Source organism: Pseudomonas sp. FG43 (assembly GCF_057809175.1).
This window is the reverse complement of record NZ_JBMDJL010000005.1, coordinates 252,448-269,938: the sequence shown is the minus strand read 5'-3', so window position 1 is coordinate 269,938 and position 17,491 is coordinate 252,448. Positions and strand designations below refer to the sequence as shown.

General features: G+C 59.7%; 14 protein-coding genes. 4 read left to right on the top strand and 10 right to left on the bottom strand.

Annotation, left to right across the window (positions count from 1 at the left end; translation table 11 throughout):
* Nucleotides 1-141 precede the first annotated feature (141 nt).
* Genes ACODS3_RS08720 through ACODS3_RS08710 form a run of 3 tightly spaced genes read left to right on the top strand, consistent with a single transcriptional unit; the run spans nt 142 to nt 2,806 of the window.
* Complete coding sequence (locus ACODS3_RS08720; RefSeq protein WP_304574875.1) at nt 142-924, top strand: sulfite exporter TauE/SafE family protein; 783 nt, start codon at nt 142-144, stop codon at nt 922-924.
* A 51-nt stretch (nt 925-975) separates the two neighbouring features.
* On the top strand, nt 976-1,782 hold the full coding sequence (lgt, locus tag ACODS3_RS08715; protein ID WP_201001401.1) for a prolipoprotein diacylglyceryl transferase: 807 nt from the start codon (nt 976-978) through the stop codon (nt 1,780-1,782).
* Between the two features lie 52 nt (nt 1,783-1,834).
* Nucleotides 1,835-2,806 carry a thymidylate synthase gene (locus ACODS3_RS08710; protein WP_201001402.1) on the top strand — a complete coding sequence of 324 codons (972 nt, stop codon included), beginning with the start codon at nt 1,835-1,837 and terminating at the stop codon, nt 2,804-2,806.
* A 72-nt stretch (nt 2,807-2,878) separates the two neighbouring features.
* Here ACODS3_RS08710 and cadR read toward each other — a convergent pair whose 3' ends face one another.
* Nucleotides 2,879-3,325 carry a Cd(II)/Pb(II)-responsive transcriptional regulator gene (cadR, locus tag ACODS3_RS08705; protein WP_304574874.1) on the bottom strand — a complete coding sequence of 149 codons (447 nt, stop codon included), beginning with the start codon at nt 3,323-3,325 and terminating at the stop codon, nt 2,879-2,881.
* Nucleotides 3,326-3,407: 82 nt separating this feature from the next.
* On the opposite strand from cadR, the gene ACODS3_RS08700 reads away from it, so the two are divergent.
* Nucleotides 3,408-5,645, top strand: coding sequence for a heavy metal translocating P-type ATPase (locus ACODS3_RS08700; protein WP_489033985.1), 2,238 nt, complete (start codon nt 3,408-3,410; stop codon nt 5,643-5,645).
* A 69-nt stretch (nt 5,646-5,714) separates the two neighbouring features.
* Here the strand turns inward: ACODS3_RS08700 and hutG are convergent, their stop codons facing one another.
* From hutG to hutU, 9 genes are all read right to left on the bottom strand, one after another.
* Nucleotides 5,715-6,515, bottom strand: coding sequence for an N-formylglutamate deformylase (gene hutG, locus ACODS3_RS08695; protein WP_489033984.1), 801 nt, complete (start codon nt 6,513-6,515; stop codon nt 5,715-5,717).
* Between the two features lie 11 nt (nt 6,516-6,526).
* Nucleotides 6,527-7,732 carry an imidazolonepropionase gene (gene hutI, locus ACODS3_RS08690; RefSeq protein ID WP_489033983.1) on the bottom strand — a complete coding sequence of 402 codons (1,206 nt, stop codon included), beginning with the start codon at nt 7,730-7,732 and terminating at the stop codon, nt 6,527-6,529.
* A 16-nt stretch (nt 7,733-7,748) separates the two neighbouring features.
* Complete coding sequence (locus tag ACODS3_RS08685) at nt 7,749-9,125, bottom strand: amino acid permease (RefSeq protein WP_304574870.1); 1,377 nt, start codon at nt 9,123-9,125, stop codon at nt 7,749-7,751.
* Between the two features lie 104 nt (nt 9,126-9,229).
* A complete protein-coding gene (hutH, locus tag ACODS3_RS08680) occupies nt 9,230-10,777 on the bottom strand; it encodes a histidine ammonia-lyase (protein WP_201018350.1) in 1,548 nt (515 codons plus the stop codon).
* 69 nt (nt 10,778-10,846) lie between these two features.
* The gene (locus tag ACODS3_RS08675; RefSeq protein ID WP_489033982.1) at nt 10,847-12,388 is read right to left on the bottom strand and encodes an HAL/PAL/TAL family ammonia-lyase; all 1,542 of its coding nucleotides are present in this window, start codon (nt 12,386-12,388) and stop codon (nt 10,847-10,849) included.
* 11 nt (nt 12,389-12,399) lie between these two features.
* A complete protein-coding gene (locus ACODS3_RS08670) occupies nt 12,400-13,227 on the bottom strand; it encodes a quaternary amine ABC transporter ATP-binding protein (RefSeq protein ID WP_374063405.1) in 828 nt (275 codons plus the stop codon).
* Entirely contained in the window at nt 13,227-14,078 is an 852-nt protein-coding gene (locus ACODS3_RS08665; RefSeq protein ID WP_201018348.1) for an ABC transporter permease, read from the bottom strand. The genes ACODS3_RS08670 and ACODS3_RS08665 overlap by 1 nt, the downstream gene beginning before the upstream one ends.
* 71 nt (nt 14,079-14,149) lie before the next feature.
* Nucleotides 14,150-15,115: an ABC transporter substrate-binding protein gene (locus ACODS3_RS08660; protein WP_201018347.1), complete on the bottom strand. Its 966-nt coding sequence runs from the start codon at nt 15,113-15,115 to the stop codon at nt 14,150-14,152.
* A gap of 131 nt (nt 15,116-15,246) precedes the next feature.
* Nucleotides 15,247-16,944, bottom strand: a complete 1,698-nt coding sequence (gene hutU, locus ACODS3_RS08655) for a urocanate hydratase (RefSeq protein WP_489033981.1) — start codon at nt 16,942-16,944, stop codon at nt 15,247-15,249.
* Nucleotides 16,945-17,491: the final 547 nt, after the last annotated feature.

Genomic DNA, 17,491 nt, shown 5'->3' with positions numbered 1-17,491 from the left:
GCCAAGGCCCCTCCCACAGGTTTGGTGTCCGTAGGAGCGCGCTTGCCCGCGATGTGTTTCAGTCCCTCCACGTTTCATCGCCCACCGCTAGAGCATCAAGCCGTGCTCCGGTAACATGCCGGACTGATTTTGGGGGCTCCCATGGAATTTGTGCTCTATCTGGCCCTGGGTGCCTGTGCGGGTGTGCTGGCCGGCCTGTTTGGCGTTGGCGGTGGCATCATTATCGTTCCGGTGCTGGTGCTCAGCTTCGGCCTGCAAGGTTTCGATGCGTCGGTGCTGACTCACCTGGCGGTCGGGACCTCTCTGGCGACTATCGTATTCACGTCGATCAATTCCGTTCGCGCTCATCACAGCATGGGCGCGGTGCGTTGGCCGATCTTTGCATGGCTGACGGTGGGCATTCTGGTGGGCGCAGGCCTCGGCTCGCTGACAGCCAGTTACATTGCCGGGCCTTATCTGCAGAAGATCATTGGTGTGTTCGCCCTGCTGGTCGCCTTGCAGATGGCGCTGGATCTGCGGCCCAAGGCCAGCCGTAGCGTGCCCGGCAAGCCAGGCCTGACAGCGGCGGGTGTAGTGATCGGCTGGGCTTCGGCGATTTTCGGGATCGGCGGCGGCTCTTTGACCGTGCCGTTCCTGACCTGGCGCAGTGTGTCCATGCAACAGGCGGTAGCAACTTCAGCGGCGTGCGGCTTTCCTATCGCGTTGGCAAGTGCAATAAGTTTCATGATTCTGGGCTGGCACGATCCCCAGCTGCCACCGCATAGTCTGGGCTTCGTTTACCTGCCCGCGCTGCTTGGCATTGCGGTCACCAGTATGTTTTTTGCGCGCTTCGGCGCCCGGCTGGCGCATAAACTGTCGCCACGTCTATTGAAACGACTGTTCGCTGCGCTGCTGTTATGTGTGGGCACCAGTTTCCTGATTTAGCTGTCTTTCGGATTCAGTCGCTCGCAAGAGCGTTCCAATTGAGGAGTTGCAATGCTGCCTTACCCGCAGATTGACCCGGTAGCCGTATCCCTCGGCCCGCTGCAAATTCACTGGTATGGACTGATGTATCTGGTCGGCATAGGTGGCGCATGGCTGCTTGCGTCGCGTCGCTTGAATGCTTTCGATCCGACCTGGACCAAGGAAAAACTCTCCGACCTGATTTTCTGGCTGGCCATGGGCGTCATTGTCGGCGGGCGTCTGGGTTATGTGCTGTTCTACGACCTGTCGGCTTATCTCGCCAATCCGCTGTTGATCTTTGAAGTCTGGAAAGGCGGCATGGCCTTCCACGGCGGTTTTGTCGGCGTGATGCTGGCGGCCTGGTGGTTTGGCAGACGCAATGGCAAGACTTTCTTCCAACTGATGGACTTCGTTGCTCCGCTGGTGCCGATTGGTCTGGGTGCCGGGCGTATCGGCAACTTCATCAATGCCGAGCTGTGGGGCAAGCCAAGCGATGTGCCATGGGCCATGGTCTTCCCGCCGTTCAGCGACCCTGCGCAACTGGCGCGTCATCCATCGCAGCTGTATCAGTTCGCCCTTGAAGGCGTGGCGCTGTTCATCATTCTCAACCTTTATGCACGCAAACCGCGCCCGACCATGGCCATTTCCGGCATGTTCGCCCTGTTTTACGGGATCTTCCGCTTTATCGTCGAGTTCGTCCGCGTGCCGGACGCTCAATTGGGCTATCTGGCGTGGGGCTGGGTCACCATGGGGCAGATTCTGAGTCTGCCGATGATTATCGCTGGTCTGGCCATGATCTGGCTGGCTTACAAGCGCGAGCCTGCCAAGGCAGCGGCTTAATACTGAAACGCCGGGTGATGTTGCCCGGCGTGTTCAACGATGCAGGTAATTTATGAAGCAATATCTTGAACTAGTCGCCCATGTGATCAAGCACGGGACCTTGCAGTCCAACCGTACCGGCGTGAACACCATCAGTTTCCCCGGCGCGATGCTGCGTTATGACCTGCAGGAAGGTTTTCCGGCGATCACCACACGGCGTATGGCCTTCAAGTCGGCCATCGGCGAAATGGTCGGTTTCCTGCGTGGCGTCAGCAATGCCGCCGAATTTCGCGAACTGGGCTGCAAGGTCTGGGATCAGAACGCCAACGAGAACGCTCAGTGGCTGAACAACCCGTTCCGCAAGGGCGAGGATGATCTGGGCGAGATCTACGGCGTGCAGTGGCGCAAATGGCCGGCCTACAAGCGTATTGAAACCAGCAATGCGGCGGCGATTGAACTGGCCGTCAGCCAGGGTTACAAGCAGATCGCAGAGTCCGAAGAGGATGGCCAGAGCTTTGTGGTGCTGTACAAGGCCATCGATCAGATTCGCCAGTGCGTCGACACCATCATCAAGGACCCGGGCAGCCGCCGTATCCTGTTCCACGGCTGGAACTGCGCGCAGCTCGATGAGATGGCCTTGCCACCTTGTCACCTGCTTTACCAGTTGCACCCGAACCCGCAGACCCGGGAAATCTCCCTGACGCTGTACATTCGTTCAAACGATCTGGGCCTCGGAACGCCGTTCAACCTGACCGAAGGCGCTGCACTGCTGAGCCTGATCGGCCGCCTGACCGGCTACACGCCGCGCTGGTTCACCTATTTCATCGGTGATGCCCACGTCTACGAGAACCACCTGGACATGCTCAACGAACAGCTCACCCGTGAGCCGTTCCCGATGCCGAAACTGGTGATCTCCGACCGTGTGCCCGAGTTCGCCAAGACCGGTGTCTATCAGCCGGAATGGCTGGAACTGATCGAACCTTCCGACTTCTCGCTGGAAGGTTACGAGCACCATCCGGCGATGACAGCACCGATGGCGGTATAGGGGGCGAGCTGCAAGCGGCAAGTTGTAAGCTGCAAGTTGCTTGAGGCTTTCAGCTTGAAGCTTGCAGCTGCTTCAATGTCCATGACTCTTGCCCACATGTGAAGGCTCGCCTTCTGCCGCCGCCACGGCGCCTGTCACTTCCAGACGCTCCAGAATTCCGCAATGGTCCGATTTACCGTCGCCACAACGGCGGCGCAGGTCCTGTAGCTGCTCCTGCAGGACTTGCAGGCTGGCGATGCGCGCATTGACGTGTTCGATGTGTTCGTCGATCAGCGCGTTGACGCTTTCGCACTGGTCCTGCGGGCTGTCGCGCAGGTTGAGCAGGCTGCGGATTTCTTCCAGCGTCATGTCCAGGCTGCGGCAGTTGCGGATGAACGACAGCCGCTCTACATGCGCCTGGGTGTACAAGCGGTAATTGCCGTCGCTGCGGGCCGGTGCAGGCAGCAGGCCTTCACGCTCGTAATAACGAATGGTTTCAACCTGAGAATCCGTCAACTTCGCCAGTTCGCCGATCTTCATATGTTTCATCTCGTTTGAGCGCTTGACCCTATAGTGGCTACAGGGTGTTCACTTGGCAACAAGTAGATCCCGGGAGCGGACCATGGGCCAGATTACAGATATTTCTCCAAAGCACGATGATCATAAAGACGGGCACAAGCACGTTGCGCATGCTCATTCTTGCTGCTCCGGCGCAGCCGCGCCTGCCACTGTCACTTTTGATGAGGCGCCCGCAGCCGGTGGGCGTTTGAGCAGTTTCCGCATCGAGCAGATGGACTGCCCGACCGAGCAGACTCTGATCCAGAACAAGCTGGGCAAGCTGCCCGGTGTGCATAAGCTGGAATTCAACCTGATCAATCGCATCCTTGGCGTCTGGCATGACCTGCCGACGACCGAGCCGATTCGTGAAGCCATCGGTGCGTTGGGCATGCAGGCCGACCCCATCGAGGAAGGCGCGAGCCAGGATGTGCCCGCGGCACCTGCGCCGAAAAAGCATTGGTGGCCTCTGGCACTGTCCGGCGTGATGGCGCTGGGCGCCGAAATCGTCCATTTCGCTCAGCTTGGCCCAACTTGGGTCGTTGCGCTGCTGGCCATTGTTTCTATCCTCAGTTGCGGCCTGACCACCTACAAAAAGGGCTGGATCGCGCTGAAGAACTTCAACCTCAACATCAACGCCTTGATGAGCATCGCGGTGACCGGCGCGGTCCTGATCGGCCAATGGCCTGAAGCGGCGATGGTGATGTTCCTGTTTACCGTGGCCGAACTGATCGAGGCCAAGTCTCTGGATCGTGCCCGTAACGCCATCAGCAGTCTGATGCAGTTGACGCCCGATGTGGCGACCGTCAGGCAGAGTGATGGAAGCTGGGTCGAAACCGAGGTCAAGAGCGTCGAAATGGGCGCTATCGTGCGGGTTCGGCCGGGTGAGCGGATCGGCCTTGATGGCGAGGTGGTATCGGGTAACTCGACCATCGATCAGGCGCCGATTACCGGTGAAAGCCTGCCTGTGGAAAAAACCGTGGGCGACAAGGTGTTTGCCGGCACGATCAACCAGTCCGGCTCGCTTGAGTACCGGGTGGCGGCTGCCGCGAGCCATTCCACGCTGGCGCGGATCATCCATGCGGTGGAAGCGGCTCAAGGCGCGCGGGCTCCGACCCAGAGTTTTGTCGATAGCTTTTCGCGAATCTACACACCGGTGGTTTTCCTGACCGCACTGGCCGTGGCCCTTGTTGCGCCACTGTTCTTCGGCGGTGCCTGGTTTGACTGGATCTACCGGGCATTGGTGTTGCTGGTTGTTGCCTGTCCTTGTGCTTTGGTGATTTCTACCCCGGTGACCATCGTCAGCGGTCTGGCCGCTGCGGCGCGCAAGGGGATTCTGATCAAGGGTGGCGTCTATCTGGAAATGGGCGAAAAGCTCGATTACCTGGCCCTCGACAAGACCGGCACTATCACCCACGGCAAGCCCGTGCAGACCGACTATCTACCACTGGATGTGACTGTCGCCGACAATGCGCCAGCCATTGCTGCCAGCCTGGCTGGTCGTTCCGATCATCCGGTTTCCCAGGCCATCGCCAAGGCGTCGGGGCAAGGGCAGGGTGTGCATGAGGTCAGTGCGTTCGAGGCATTGCCGGGGCGTGGCGTGAAAGGCGAGATCAATGGCCAGCTCTACCACCTGGGCAACCACCGTCTGGTCGAAGAACTGGGGCTGTGCTCGCCGGAGCTTGAAGCCAGGCTCGATGCGCTGGAAATACAAGGCAAGACCGTGGTTCTGTTGCTGGACACCTCTGGCCCGCTGGCGCTGTTCGCGGTCGCCGATACGGTCAAGGACAGCAGCCGCGAGGCTATCGCCCAGTTGCACGAGCTTGGTATCAAGACCCTGATGCTGACCGGTGACAACCCGCACACCGCCAAGGCAATCGCTGAGCAGGTGGGCATCGATCAGGCTCAGGGCAATCTGCTGCCTATGGATAAGTTGCAGGCCATTGAAGACCTGTATGCCCGCAAGCATCGCGTCGGCATGGTGGGCGATGGCATCAACGATGCACCTGCGCTGGCCCGTTCGGAGATCGGTTTCGCCATGGCTGCGGCGGGCACCGACACGGCCATTGAAACTGCTGATGTCGCACTGATGGACGACGATCTGCGCAAGATCCCGGCGTTTATCCGACTGTCACGCGATACTTCGGCAATTCTCAAACAGAACATTGCGTTGGCGATTGTCACCAAGGTGTTCTTCCTGGGGATTACCTTTGCGGGTATGGCGACCATGTGGATGGCGGTGTTTGCCGACATGGGCGTGAGCTTGCTGGTGGTGTTCAACGGGTTGAGATTGCTCAAGAAGTGAGCAGTTTTGGGGCTTTTCGCGAATGAATTCGCTCCTACCGTAGGAGCGAATTTATTCGCGAAAGCGTAATCAACCAAACCTCTCCCGCCCCCAGGCAATAAACGTCTCCAGCAACCCCTTCAATACCTCGCGGGTCGGTGCAGCCAGATCAGGGCGGTAATGGAAAGGGGCGAACTCTTCCATGTAGGTGCTCTGCGCCAGTTCCAGCTGTACGGCGTGGATATTGTTGGCCGGGTCGCCGTAATGTCGGGTGATATGGCCGCCCTTGAAGCGGCCGTTGAGCACATGGCTGTAGTCCTTGGCCGCTGCACACAGGCTTTCCAGCCTGCCTGCCAGTTGCGGATCACAACTGGCACCGTTGAAGGTGCCGAGGTTGAAGTCCGGCAGTCGCCCGTCGAACAGATGCGGGACGTGGCCGCGAATGGAGTGGGCATCGAACAGCAGCGCATAACCGAACTCATCGCGCAGGCGTTGCAGCTCTTGCTCCAGGGTCTGGTGGTAAGGTACCCAGATCTGTTGCAGGTAGCTGGCCCGCTCGGCAGCGTCGGGCTCCTGGCCGTCCTTGAACAGAGGCACGCCGTCGAACAGGATCGAAGGAAACAGCCCGGTCGTCGCACCGGCATACAGCGGTTTGTCGTCGGACGGGCGATTGAGGTCGATGACGAAGCGCGAATACTCGGCAGCCAGGGTGCTGGCCCCCAGTTCGGCGGCGAAGTCGTACAGCTGCGGGATGTGCCAGTCGGTATCCGGCAGGCTCAAGGCTTCGTCCACCAGCCCGGCTTCGACTGCCGGTGTCAGCTTCAAGCCGGCATGAGGCATGCTGATCAGCAGCGGGACCCGGCCACGCTGGAATGTCAGAACGTTATCCACAGGGCTCTCCTTCAGATCGATGATTCGACGCCGTGGCGCACGATACGTTTATCCAGATCGCCGCCCAGCCAGTAGGCCAGATCGGCAGGGCGTTCGATGTTCCAGGCGACGAAGTCCGCTACCTTGCCTGTTTCCAGCGAGCCATGGGTTTTATCCAGGCCCAGTGCCTTCGCAGCATTGAGGGTGACGCCCGCCAGGGCTTCTTCAGGCGTCATGCGGAATAGTGTGCAGGCCATGTTCAGCATCAGGCGCAGTGACAGGCCGGGCGAGGTGCCGGGGTTCATGTCGGTGGAGATGGCGATAGGCACGCCATGCTTGCGCAGGGCTTCCATCGGCGGCAACTGGGTTTCGCGCAGAAAGTAATAGGCACCCGGCAGTAGCACAGCGACGGTTCCGGCAGCAGCCATGGCAATGGCGTCGTCTTCGGTCATGAACTCCAGATGGTCCGCCGACAAGGCCTGATAGCGCGCCGCAAGGCTTGAGCCGCCCAGTGACGAAAGCTGTTCAGCGTGGAGTTTCACCGGCAAGCCCAGTTGCTTTGCGGTGATGAACACCTGCTCGACCTGAGCAGGCGAGAACGCCAGGTACTCGCAGAACGCATCCACGGCATCCACCAGACCTTCCTCGGCCAGTGCGGGAAGCATTTCGTCGCAGATATGCCGGATGTAATCGTCGGCGCGGTTGGCGTATTCCGGTGGCAGGGCGTGGGCAGCCAGACATGTGCTGCGCACGGTGACTGGCAGGCTGTCACCCAGGCGCCGGATCACTTTCAGGATCTTGCGTTCGCTTTGCAGGTCCAGGCCGTAGCCGGACTTCATTTCCACGGTGGTCACGCCGTCGCGAAGCAGATGCTTCAAGCGCCGTTCGGCACTGGCGAGCAATTCGTCTTCGCTGGCCGCTCGTGTTGCCCGCACGGTGCTGGCAATGCCGCCACCCGCAGCGGCGATGTCGGCATAGCTCACACCTTGCAGGCGCTGCTCGAATTCACCGCTGCGATTACCACCGAATACCGTATGGGTGTGGCAATCGATGAGGCCCGGAGTAACCCAGGCGCCGCCCAGGTCTACGGTGCTGCCAAAATCAGTTTCCGAGAGCTGATTGTGAGGCCCGATCCAGTGGATGAACTCTCCAGAGGTCACGATGGCGGCATCCTCGATGATCGAGTAGTTGCCTTGCGCCATGGTTGCGATGTGACAGTTCTTCCAGAGTGTTGTCATCCCGGGCCTCCTTGGGTCATTGGGTGTTTTTTGTATGTCTGGGTTTTATCCACAGGTAGTAGGCGATAACCAGCAGCACAATCCAGATCGCGCCGACGATCAGCGCAGCGCGGTTATTCGGGAAATAGCCCAGCACGCCGAAGATGAACAGCATGAAGACGATGGCGGCAGCCGGCCCATAAGGCCAGAACGGCACCGGGAACTTCAGTTGTGCGACTTCTTCGGGGTTCATGGAACGGCGCATGGCGACCTGGGTCAGCAGGATCATCAGCCATACCCAGACCGTGGCGAAGGTGGCCAGCGAAGCGATGAGCAGGAAGACGTCCTTGGGGATCAGGTAGTTGAGGAGCACGCCAGCCAGCAGCGTCACGCCCATCACCACGACCGTCATCCATGGCACGCCCTGACGCGACAGCCTGGCGAAACCGGCAGGTGCCTGACCTTCAAGCGCCATGCCATACATCATGCGGCCCGCGCCGAAGATGTCGCTGTTGATCGCCGACACCGCTGCCGAGATCACCACGATATTGAGAATGGTCGCTGCCGAGGCGATGCCCAGATTGTCGAAAATCTGCACGAACGGGCTGCCTTGGGTACCGATCTGCGGCCATGGGTAGATGGACATCAGCACAAACAGCGTCAGGACGTAGAACAATAGAATGCGCAGCGGCACGGCATTGATGGCCTGTGGCAGCGTGCGTTGAGGATTCTTGGCTTCGCCGGCCGTGATGCCGATGATTTCGATGCCGCCAAAGGCGAACATCACCACTGCCAGCGAGGCGATCAGGCCGCCAATGCCATTGGGCATGAAGCCGCCGTGGGTCCAGAGGTTGCTGATGCCGATGGTGTTGTCACCGCTGGATGAGCCGATGCCGAACAGCATGATGCCGAAACCTGCGACGATCATCGCCACGATGGCGCCGACCTTGAGCAGCGATAGCCAGAACTCGGTTTCACCGAAGACCTTGACGTTGCACAGGTTGAGCGCGCCGATCAGGAACACGATGCCCAGCACCCAGATCCAGCGTGGCACTTCCGGGAACCAGAAGCCCATGTAGATCCCGAACGCGGTGACATCGGCCAGACAGACAATGATCATCTCGAAAGCGTAGGTCCAGCCCAGCACGAAACCCGCCAGAGGGCCGAGGTAGCGGCTGGCGTAATGGCTGAACGAGCCGGAGGTCGGGTTATGCACGGCCATCTCGCCCAGGGCGCGCATGACCATGAAGACCGCCGCGCCGCCGATCAGGTAAGCCAGCAGAACCGCAGGCCCCGCTTGCTGAATCGCGGCGGCGGAACCATAGAACAACCCTGTGCCGATGGCAGAGCCCAGAGCCATGAAGCGAATGTGGCGGGCGGATAACCCGCGTTTCAAACCATCTTTTGACGTCATTTCCGTCCATCTCATTACTGGGTATGGCAAATAGCTGCGAGAACACCTGCTTTCGGCTTCCCGCAGCGAACTACCATTGCGAGCCCTGCCAGGCTCGCGGTACATCACAGACTGGGTAGCAGACGTGCAGGAACCAACTGGTTCAGGCAAGTTGAGGACAACAGCTGGCTGGCAGCTTCTATGTCCGGTGCAAAAAAACGATCCTTCTCATAGGGCGGTACTTTGCTGCGCAGCGCGGCACGGGCCTGCTCCAGTTTCGGAGAGGTTTTAAGGCCGTTGCGCAAGTCCAGACCCTGGCATGCAGCCAGCCATTCTACGGCAAGAATCCCGCGAACGTTTTCTGCCATTTCCCATAACCGCTTGCCGGCTGCCGGAGCCATGGAAACATGGTCCTCCTGATTGGCTGAAGTCGGCAGGCTGTCGACGCTGTGTGGATGGGCCAAAGCCTTGTTTTCACTGGCCAGGGCGGCAGCGGTGACCTGGGCGATCATGAAGCCGGAGTTGACCCCGCCGTTGGCCACCAGGAAGGGCGGCAACTGCGACATGTGCTTGTCCATCATCAGCGAAATGCGGCGTTCGCTCAGGGAACCGATTTCCGCGATGGCCAGCGCCAGGTTATCGGCGGCCATGGCAACCGGTTCCGCGTGGAAGTTGCCGCCGGAGATCACATCGTTTTCGGCAGCGAATACCAGCGGGTTGTCGGAGACGGCGTTGGCTTCGATCTCCAGCACTTCGGCAGCCTGACGCAACTGGGTCAGGCAGGCACCCATGACCTGTGGCTGGCAGCGCAGCGAGTACGGGTCCTGAACCTTGTCGCAGTTGCGATGGGACTCGGACACTTCGCTGCTTTCCCCCAACAGGTCGCGATAGCAGGCTGCTGCATCGATCTGACCGCGCTGACCGCGAGCGGCATGGATGCGGGCGTCGAAAGGCGAGCGCGAACCGAGCACGGCTTCCACGGTGAGAGCGCCGCAGGCCATGGCTCCGGCGAACAGGTCTTCACCCTCGAACAGGCCGCGCAGTGCGAACGCGGTGGAAACCTGCGTTCCGTTGAGCAATGCCAGACCTTCCTTGGCAGCCAGAGTCAGCGGTTTCAGGCCTGCAACTTCAAGCGCATCGACGGCATCGAGCCATTCGCCTTTGTAGCGAGCCTTGCCTTCGCCCAGCAGCACCAGAGACATATGGGCCAGTGGCGCGAGGTCACCGGAAGCACCGACCGAACCCTTGAGCGGGATATGCGGATAGACCTCGGCATTGATCAGGGCAATCAAGGCATCGATCACCAGACGCCGGATACCGGAGAAACCACGGCTCAGGCTATTGACCTTGAGCACCATGATCAGGCGCACCAGATCGTCGCTGATCGGCTGCCCGACACCGGCGGCATGGGACAGCACCAGAGAGCGTTGCAGGTTTTCCAGGTCCTCGCTGGCAATGCGGGTCGAGGCCAGCAGGCCGAAACCGGTGTTGATGCCATAGGCCGTACGGTTCTCGGCGAGAATGCGCTCTACACAGGCCACGCTGTCTTCGATCTGCTGATCGGCGCTGCTATCGAGCTTCAGCGTTACCGGTTGCTGATAGATTGCACGCAGTTGCGCCAGGGTCAGTTGGCCCGGGATCAGATTCAATGACTTGGCAGATGGTTTGGTCACGATGCAGCTACTCCTTGATTGATGTCAGGCGACTGCTTTTTTGCAGCGCGTCGCCTTGCAGCCCTGTTGTCATGGGGTTGTCGTCTGTTCACGACAGTGCCGGAAAATCCTCTCCAGCACTTCTTCGTTCTTGAGTACGGCTACGCTGCTGGCAATATCCGGGGCCAGCCAGCGGTCTTCGTCGTAAGCGGGGATCTGCTCGCGCAGCGCGCGCCAGGCCATGCCGGTACCTGCCCCGAAACGCTGTTGTTTGAGAAACTCGAACGCCTGGGCCGCCAGCAGGTATTCGATGGCCAGAATCTGCGTCGCGTTGCCCAGTACCTTGTGCAGCTTCAAGGCAGCGCTGGTGCCCAGGCTCAGATGATCTTCCTGCAAGCCCGAGGTGACATAGTTATCGACCACCGCCGGTTGTGCCATCTGGCGGTTTTCTGCGCACAGCGAAGCGGCCACGTACTGGACGATCATCATCCCCGAATTGACGCCCGGCTGGCTGACCAGAAAAGCCGGCAAGCCGCTGACGGCCGGGTTGATCAGCCGATCCAGACGCCGCTCGGCAATCGAGCCCAGCTCCGCAACCGCCATGCACAGCAGATCTGCCGCCATGGCGACTGACTGGCCGTGCGGGTTGGCTTGCGACACCACGCGGTAATCCTCTGGAGTGCCCAGCAGCAAGGGGTTATCGGTGACTGCATTCAGCTCGGTTTCGACCTGCCTGATCGCGTGGGCCAGTTGGTCCCGCGTTGCGCCATGCACTTGTGGTATCGAACGAATGCTCAGTGCATCCTGGGTACGAATGCCTTGGCTGCTGGCGAGAACTTCGCTGCCCGCCAGCAGGCTGCGCAGGTTCTTGCCGACCTGTTGCATACCCGGATGTGGTTTGAGAGCGATGATGGTTTCATCGAAGGCATCGAGCTGGCCGCGCAGTGCTTCAAAGGTCATGGCACCGATCACGTCGGCCCATTGTGTCAGGCGCGTGGCGTCGGCAATGGCCAGACAGCTCAGGCCGGTCATGCAGGGTGTACCGTTGACCAGACACAGCCCGTCCTTGGCACCCAGCTCGACGGGGGACAGGCCTTCTTCGCTCAATGCCTGCTGCGCCGAAATGATCTGCCCGCGATAACTGACCTGACCCACACCCAGCAGCGCAATGCCGACGTGCGCCATATGGGTCAGATAACCCACCGACCCCTGCGATGGCACTTGCGGCGTGATGCCTTGATTGAGCAAGGCCAGCAGCGCTTGCACAACCTGTCTATGGATGCCGGACTTGCCCTGGCTGTAGTTGAGAATCGCGGCACAGATGATGGCCCGCGTCTGCTCGTCGGGCAGTGGTGCGCCTACGCCACAGGCATGGCTGAGCAATGTGTTGCGCGACAGGCGACTGAGTTGTTCGTCTGCCAGTGAGACATTGCACAGCGCACCGAGGCCGGTATTCACACCGTAAGCCCGTTCGCCGCTGGCAACGATGCGCTGGACGATGGCCTGGGCATTGTCGATGCGCGCCCAGGCCTGCTCCGACAGTATCAGGTGCGCGCCATCACGAGCCACGGCCACCACGTCCTGCCAGCCTGTCGGGGCATCACCGAAAACAATCTGTCTGGCTCGTGACATCGACACCATCCTTAAAGAGTGACTGCGCGCCGTTGCACGAAGCGATCAACGTAATCGTCGGCGGGCGAGTGAAGGATTTCCTTGGGCGTTCCGACCTGAATCAGGCGGCCATCCTTGAGAATCGCGATCCGGTTGCCGATACGCACGGCTTCGTCCAGGTCGTGGGTAATGAACACGATGGTTTTCTTCAGCGTCGATTGCAGCTCCAGCAACTGGTCCTGCATCTCGGCGCGGATCAGCGGATCGAGAGCGCTGAACGCTTCATCCATCAGGATGATGTCGGTGTCGGCCGCCAGTGCCCGTGCCAGACCAACGCGCTGACGCATGCCGCCAGAGAGCTGATGCGGGTATTTGTTTTCGTAGCCTTTGAGGCCCACGGTGGTGATCCAGTGTTGCGCACGCTCCTGGCAGAGCGCTTTGCTCTCGCCGCGCACCTTCAGGCCGTACGCCACGTTGTCCAGCACACTCTTGTGCGGCAGCAGGCCGAAGCTCTGGAACACCATGCTGATCTTGTGACGACGGAATTGGCGCAGGGCTTCCATGTCGTACCGCAGGATATCTTCGCCATCCACCAGAATCTCGCCACTGGTAGGATCGATCAGGCGATTGAAATGGCGCACCAGCGTCGATTTGCCCGAGCCCGACAATCCCATGATGACGAATATCTCGCCGCTACCGATCGACAGCGACAGGTCGTTGACGCCGACCACACAGCCGGTCTGGGCCAGCACCTGATCCTTGCTCTTGCTCTGTTGCACCATCGCCAGCGCTTCTTTCGAGCGGCTGCCGAATATCTTGAACACGTTTTTGACGACGATTTTGTTCGGTTCCAGGCTCATTATTTGCTCGCCTCATGCCGTGGGCGGCCATAGGCCTGCGTGATGCGGTCGATGACAACCGCCAGAATGACAATGGCCAGACCGGCTTCCAGGCCGCGCCCGACATTGAGGGTCTGGATACCCACCAGAACGTCCTCGCCCAGACCTCGGGCACCGATCATCGAAGCAATCACGACCATCGACAGCGCCATCATGGTGGTCTGGTTGATCCCGGCCATGATGCTTGGCATCGCCAGTGGCAGTTGCACGCCGAACAGTTGTTGCCAGCGATTGGCACCAAAGGCGTTGATCGCCTCCATCACCTCGCCATCGACCTGACGGATACCCAGGTCGGTCAGACGAATCAGCGGCGGCGCGGCGTAAATCACGGTAGCGAAGATCGCCGGGACCTTGCCCAGGCCGAACAGCATCAGCACCGGGATCAGGTAAACGAAGCTGGGCATGGTTTGCATGATGTCCAGCAGCGGCATCAGCACCGAGCGCAGGCGGTTGCTGCGTGCCGAAAGAATGCCCAGAGGAATGCCGATCAACACCGCGATGAACGTGGCGACCAGCATCAGCGCCAATGTCTGCATCAGCTTGTCCCACAGCCCGACAGCGCCGACGAGGAACAGGAGGCCGACAATCAATGCGGTGGTGACGATTTTCCGGGTCGCATGCCAGGCAATGCCGCCGACGATCATCAGCACCAGCCACCAGGGCGCCATACGCAGCAGGCTTTCCAGATTGACGATGGCCCACAGCAAGGTATCGGAGATGTGCCGGAACACATCGCCGTACTCGGTGACCAGCGCATCAACCCCGTCGTTGACCCAGTTGGCAATGGAGAAGGTAAAACTTTCGGGAAACATAAGGTGCTCTCGATCAAGTTGTCAGGCACAGCACTGTCGCCTGTGCCTGCGCAGATAATCTGCTCCGGGGTTTACAGAGAGGCCTCAACCTTTTTCGCAGCGTCTTCGCTGACCCACTTGTGCCAGACTTCCGGGTGTTCCTTGAGGAAAATCTTCGCCAGTTTCGGCGATTCGATCCGCTCCTTGGCCATGCGTCCCAGGTTCTGGTTCAGCAGGTCGATAGGCAGGTTGACCTTCTCCAGTACGGCGACCAGTTCAGGTGCCTGTTCGTGGAAAGCCTTGGACACACCGACCTTGATATCGATGGTCTTGTTGACGCCTGGTTCTTCCAGACGAACCAGATCGACTTGCCCCATCAACGGAGTGGGCGACCAGTAATACGTCAGGATCGGCTCACCGCGCTTGTAGCTGGACAGAATAGCCGCGTCCAGTGCCGGGCCGGTGCCTGGGCGGAAGTTGGTGTACTTGCTTTCCAGGCCGTAGGTCTTGAGCATTTCGCTGTTTTCCAGCTCGCAGGTCCAGCCGGCGGGGCAGTTGTAGAAGCGGCCTTTGCCGGGTTCTTCCTGATCCCTGAACACGGCTGAGTATTGAGCCAGATCTGCGATTGACTTCAGGTTCGGTGCCTTGGCTTCCAGCTTGCGCCTGGCATCGCCTTCAATCACATAGCGCGGCACGTACCAGCCTTCGACTGCGCCGACCACGGGCGCGCCGACGCCTACGACTTTTCCAGCCGCTGCGGCCTTGTTCCAGACTTCGCTGCGGCCTATCCACTCTTCTGCGAAGATTTGAATGTCATTGGTGCTCAGGGCGTTTTCCATGGCTATGGAATTGCCCGGCAACGCATCCACGCTGCAACCGTAGCCTTTGCTCAGGACGACTTGAAGAATGTCGGTCAGCAACATCGCGCTTTCCCAGTTCAGACCGGCAAACTTGACCGGCTTGCCTGACTCGCACCACCCGGCCGCTTGACTTGCACCGGCACTGACCAGCAGGCCAGCAGATACCAGAGTGGTTAACAGCGCTTTTTTCATTTTCATTGTCGATGCTCCAAAGCCTGAAAGGGATGACGGCAGCTTCAAGTAGGCATCCGGCCTGTGGGCGTTATCAGTGTCTATCCTGACTTTTTCGATGTGGCGGCTCTGAGCCGCCACACCCATGGCAAATGCCCTTAACGCCCGATCATCGGCAGGTTCAAGCCCTGCTCTTTGGCGCAATCAATCGCTATCTGGTAACCGGCATCGGCGTGACGCATGACGCCTGTCGCCGGGTCATTGTGCAGAACGCGGGCAATGCGCTCGGCCGCTTCATCGGTGCCGTCGCAGACAATCACCATGCCCGAATGCTGAGAGAAGCCCATGCCGACACCGCCGCCATGATGCAGCGACACCCAGGTCGCACCGCTGGCGGTATTGAGCAGGGCGTTGAGCAGCGGCCAGTCGGATACTGCGTCGGAACCGTCCTGCATGGACTCGGTTTCACGGTTGGGGCTGGAGACCGAGCCGGAGTCCAGATGGTCGCGACCGATCACCACGGGAGCAGACAATTCGCCGCTGCGGACCATTTCGTTGAACGCCAGGCCGAGTCTGGCGCGCTGTCCCAGGCCGACCCAGCAGATACGTGCTGGCAAACCCTGGAAGCTGATGCGTTCGCGGGCCATGTCCAGCCAGTTATGCAGGTGCGCATCGTCCGGGATCAGTTCCTTGACCTTGGCATCTGTCTTGTAGATGTCCTGCGGATCGCCCGACAGGGCCGCCCAGCGGAAAGGGCCTACGCCGCGACAGAACAATGGCCGGATGTAGGCGGGCACAAAGCCGGGGAAATCGAAGGCATTGGCTACGCCTTCTTCCTTGGCCATCTGACGGATGTTGTTGCCGTAGTCGAAGGTTGGAATACCTGCTTTCTGGAACGCCAGCATGGCTTCGACGTGTTCGGCCATGGACTGTTTGGCCGCTTTGACGACGGCGGCCGGCTCGGTCAGCGCACGTGCGCGGTAGTCTTCCCAGCTCCAGCCTTTGGGCAGGTAGCCATTGAGCGGATCGTGAGCGCTGGTCTGGTCGGTGACCATGTCCGGGCGCACGCCGCGACGGACCATTTCCGGCAGGATTTCAGCAGCGTTGCCGCACAGGGCGATGGAGATGGCCTTGCCTTCGGCGGTGTAGCGGGCGATACGCGCCAGGGCGTCGTCCAGGTCGGTGGCTTGCTCATCGACGTAACGGGTCTTGAGACGGAAGTCGATGCGGCTCTGCTGGCATTCGATGTTCAGCGAACAGGCTCCGGCCAGTGTTGCGGCCAGCGGCTGTGCGCCACCCATGCCACCCAGGCCTGCGGTCAGCACCCAGCGGCCTTTCAGGCTGCCGTCGTAATGCTGACGACCGGCTTCGACGAAGGTTTCGTAAGTGCCCTGAACGATGCCCTGGCTGCCGATATAGATCCAGCTGCCTGCGGTCATCTGGCCGTACATGGCCAGACCTTTGGCATCCAGCTCGTTGAAATGCTCCCAGCTTGACCAGTGCGGTACCAGATTCGAGTTGGCGATCAGCACGCGCGGCGCATTGCTGTGAGTCTTGAACACACCGACCGGCTTGCCGGATTGCACCAGCAGGGTTTCATCATCGTTGAGCCGGGTCAGGCTCTCGACGATCTTGTCGTAGCACTCCCAGTTACGCGCCGCACGCCCGATCCCGCCATAAACTACCAACTCCTTCGGATTTTCGGCCACTTCAGGATCAAGGTTGTTCATCAGCATGCGCAGCGGGGCTTCGGTCAGCCAGCTCTTTGCTGTCAGTTGAGTGCCACGGGCAGCCCGCACTTCGACGTCACGATGGCGGGTCCAGTCTTGCTTGCGGTCTTGATTATTGTCGGTCACAAAAAAATCCTCAGCGATCAATCCAAACCAGCCCGATGACGGGCGAGTGGTGCCTGGCACTCAGGCGAATTCTGTCGGGTAGAGCGTGGGGTATTTATAACCTGTCTCTACTTGTACATACAAGCATATGCAATTGATAGACCAACTTTGTCTGCAGGCTGGTGCGTGGATGGGCCGAAGGCTGAAAACCTTTGTAAACCGTGGTGTTCAAGGTGTTTACGGTCATGTGAAGTTGCTGGGGATTAATGGATGGCTTGTGACGGGCGGGATGTTTTGCCCGATTTTGGGGCGATGGGTAACAGTGGGGTGGAGTGTTTGCTTTGTGCTGGGGCCTTAATGGAGAAGGCCTTGGTCTCGGGAGTGTCTGTCAGGTGCGTTGCCAAGTGGTTTGATGGCAAAAAAGGCCCCTGGATTTCCATTCTCAATAAGCAAAACCTGCGTATCAATGCGCAGGTTTTGTAAGTTAAAAACCCTATATTTACTGGTTATAAATAGAATTAAAGGCTAGAGTGACCTTGCAGAATTTAGCTTTGCATGGGAGATAAGG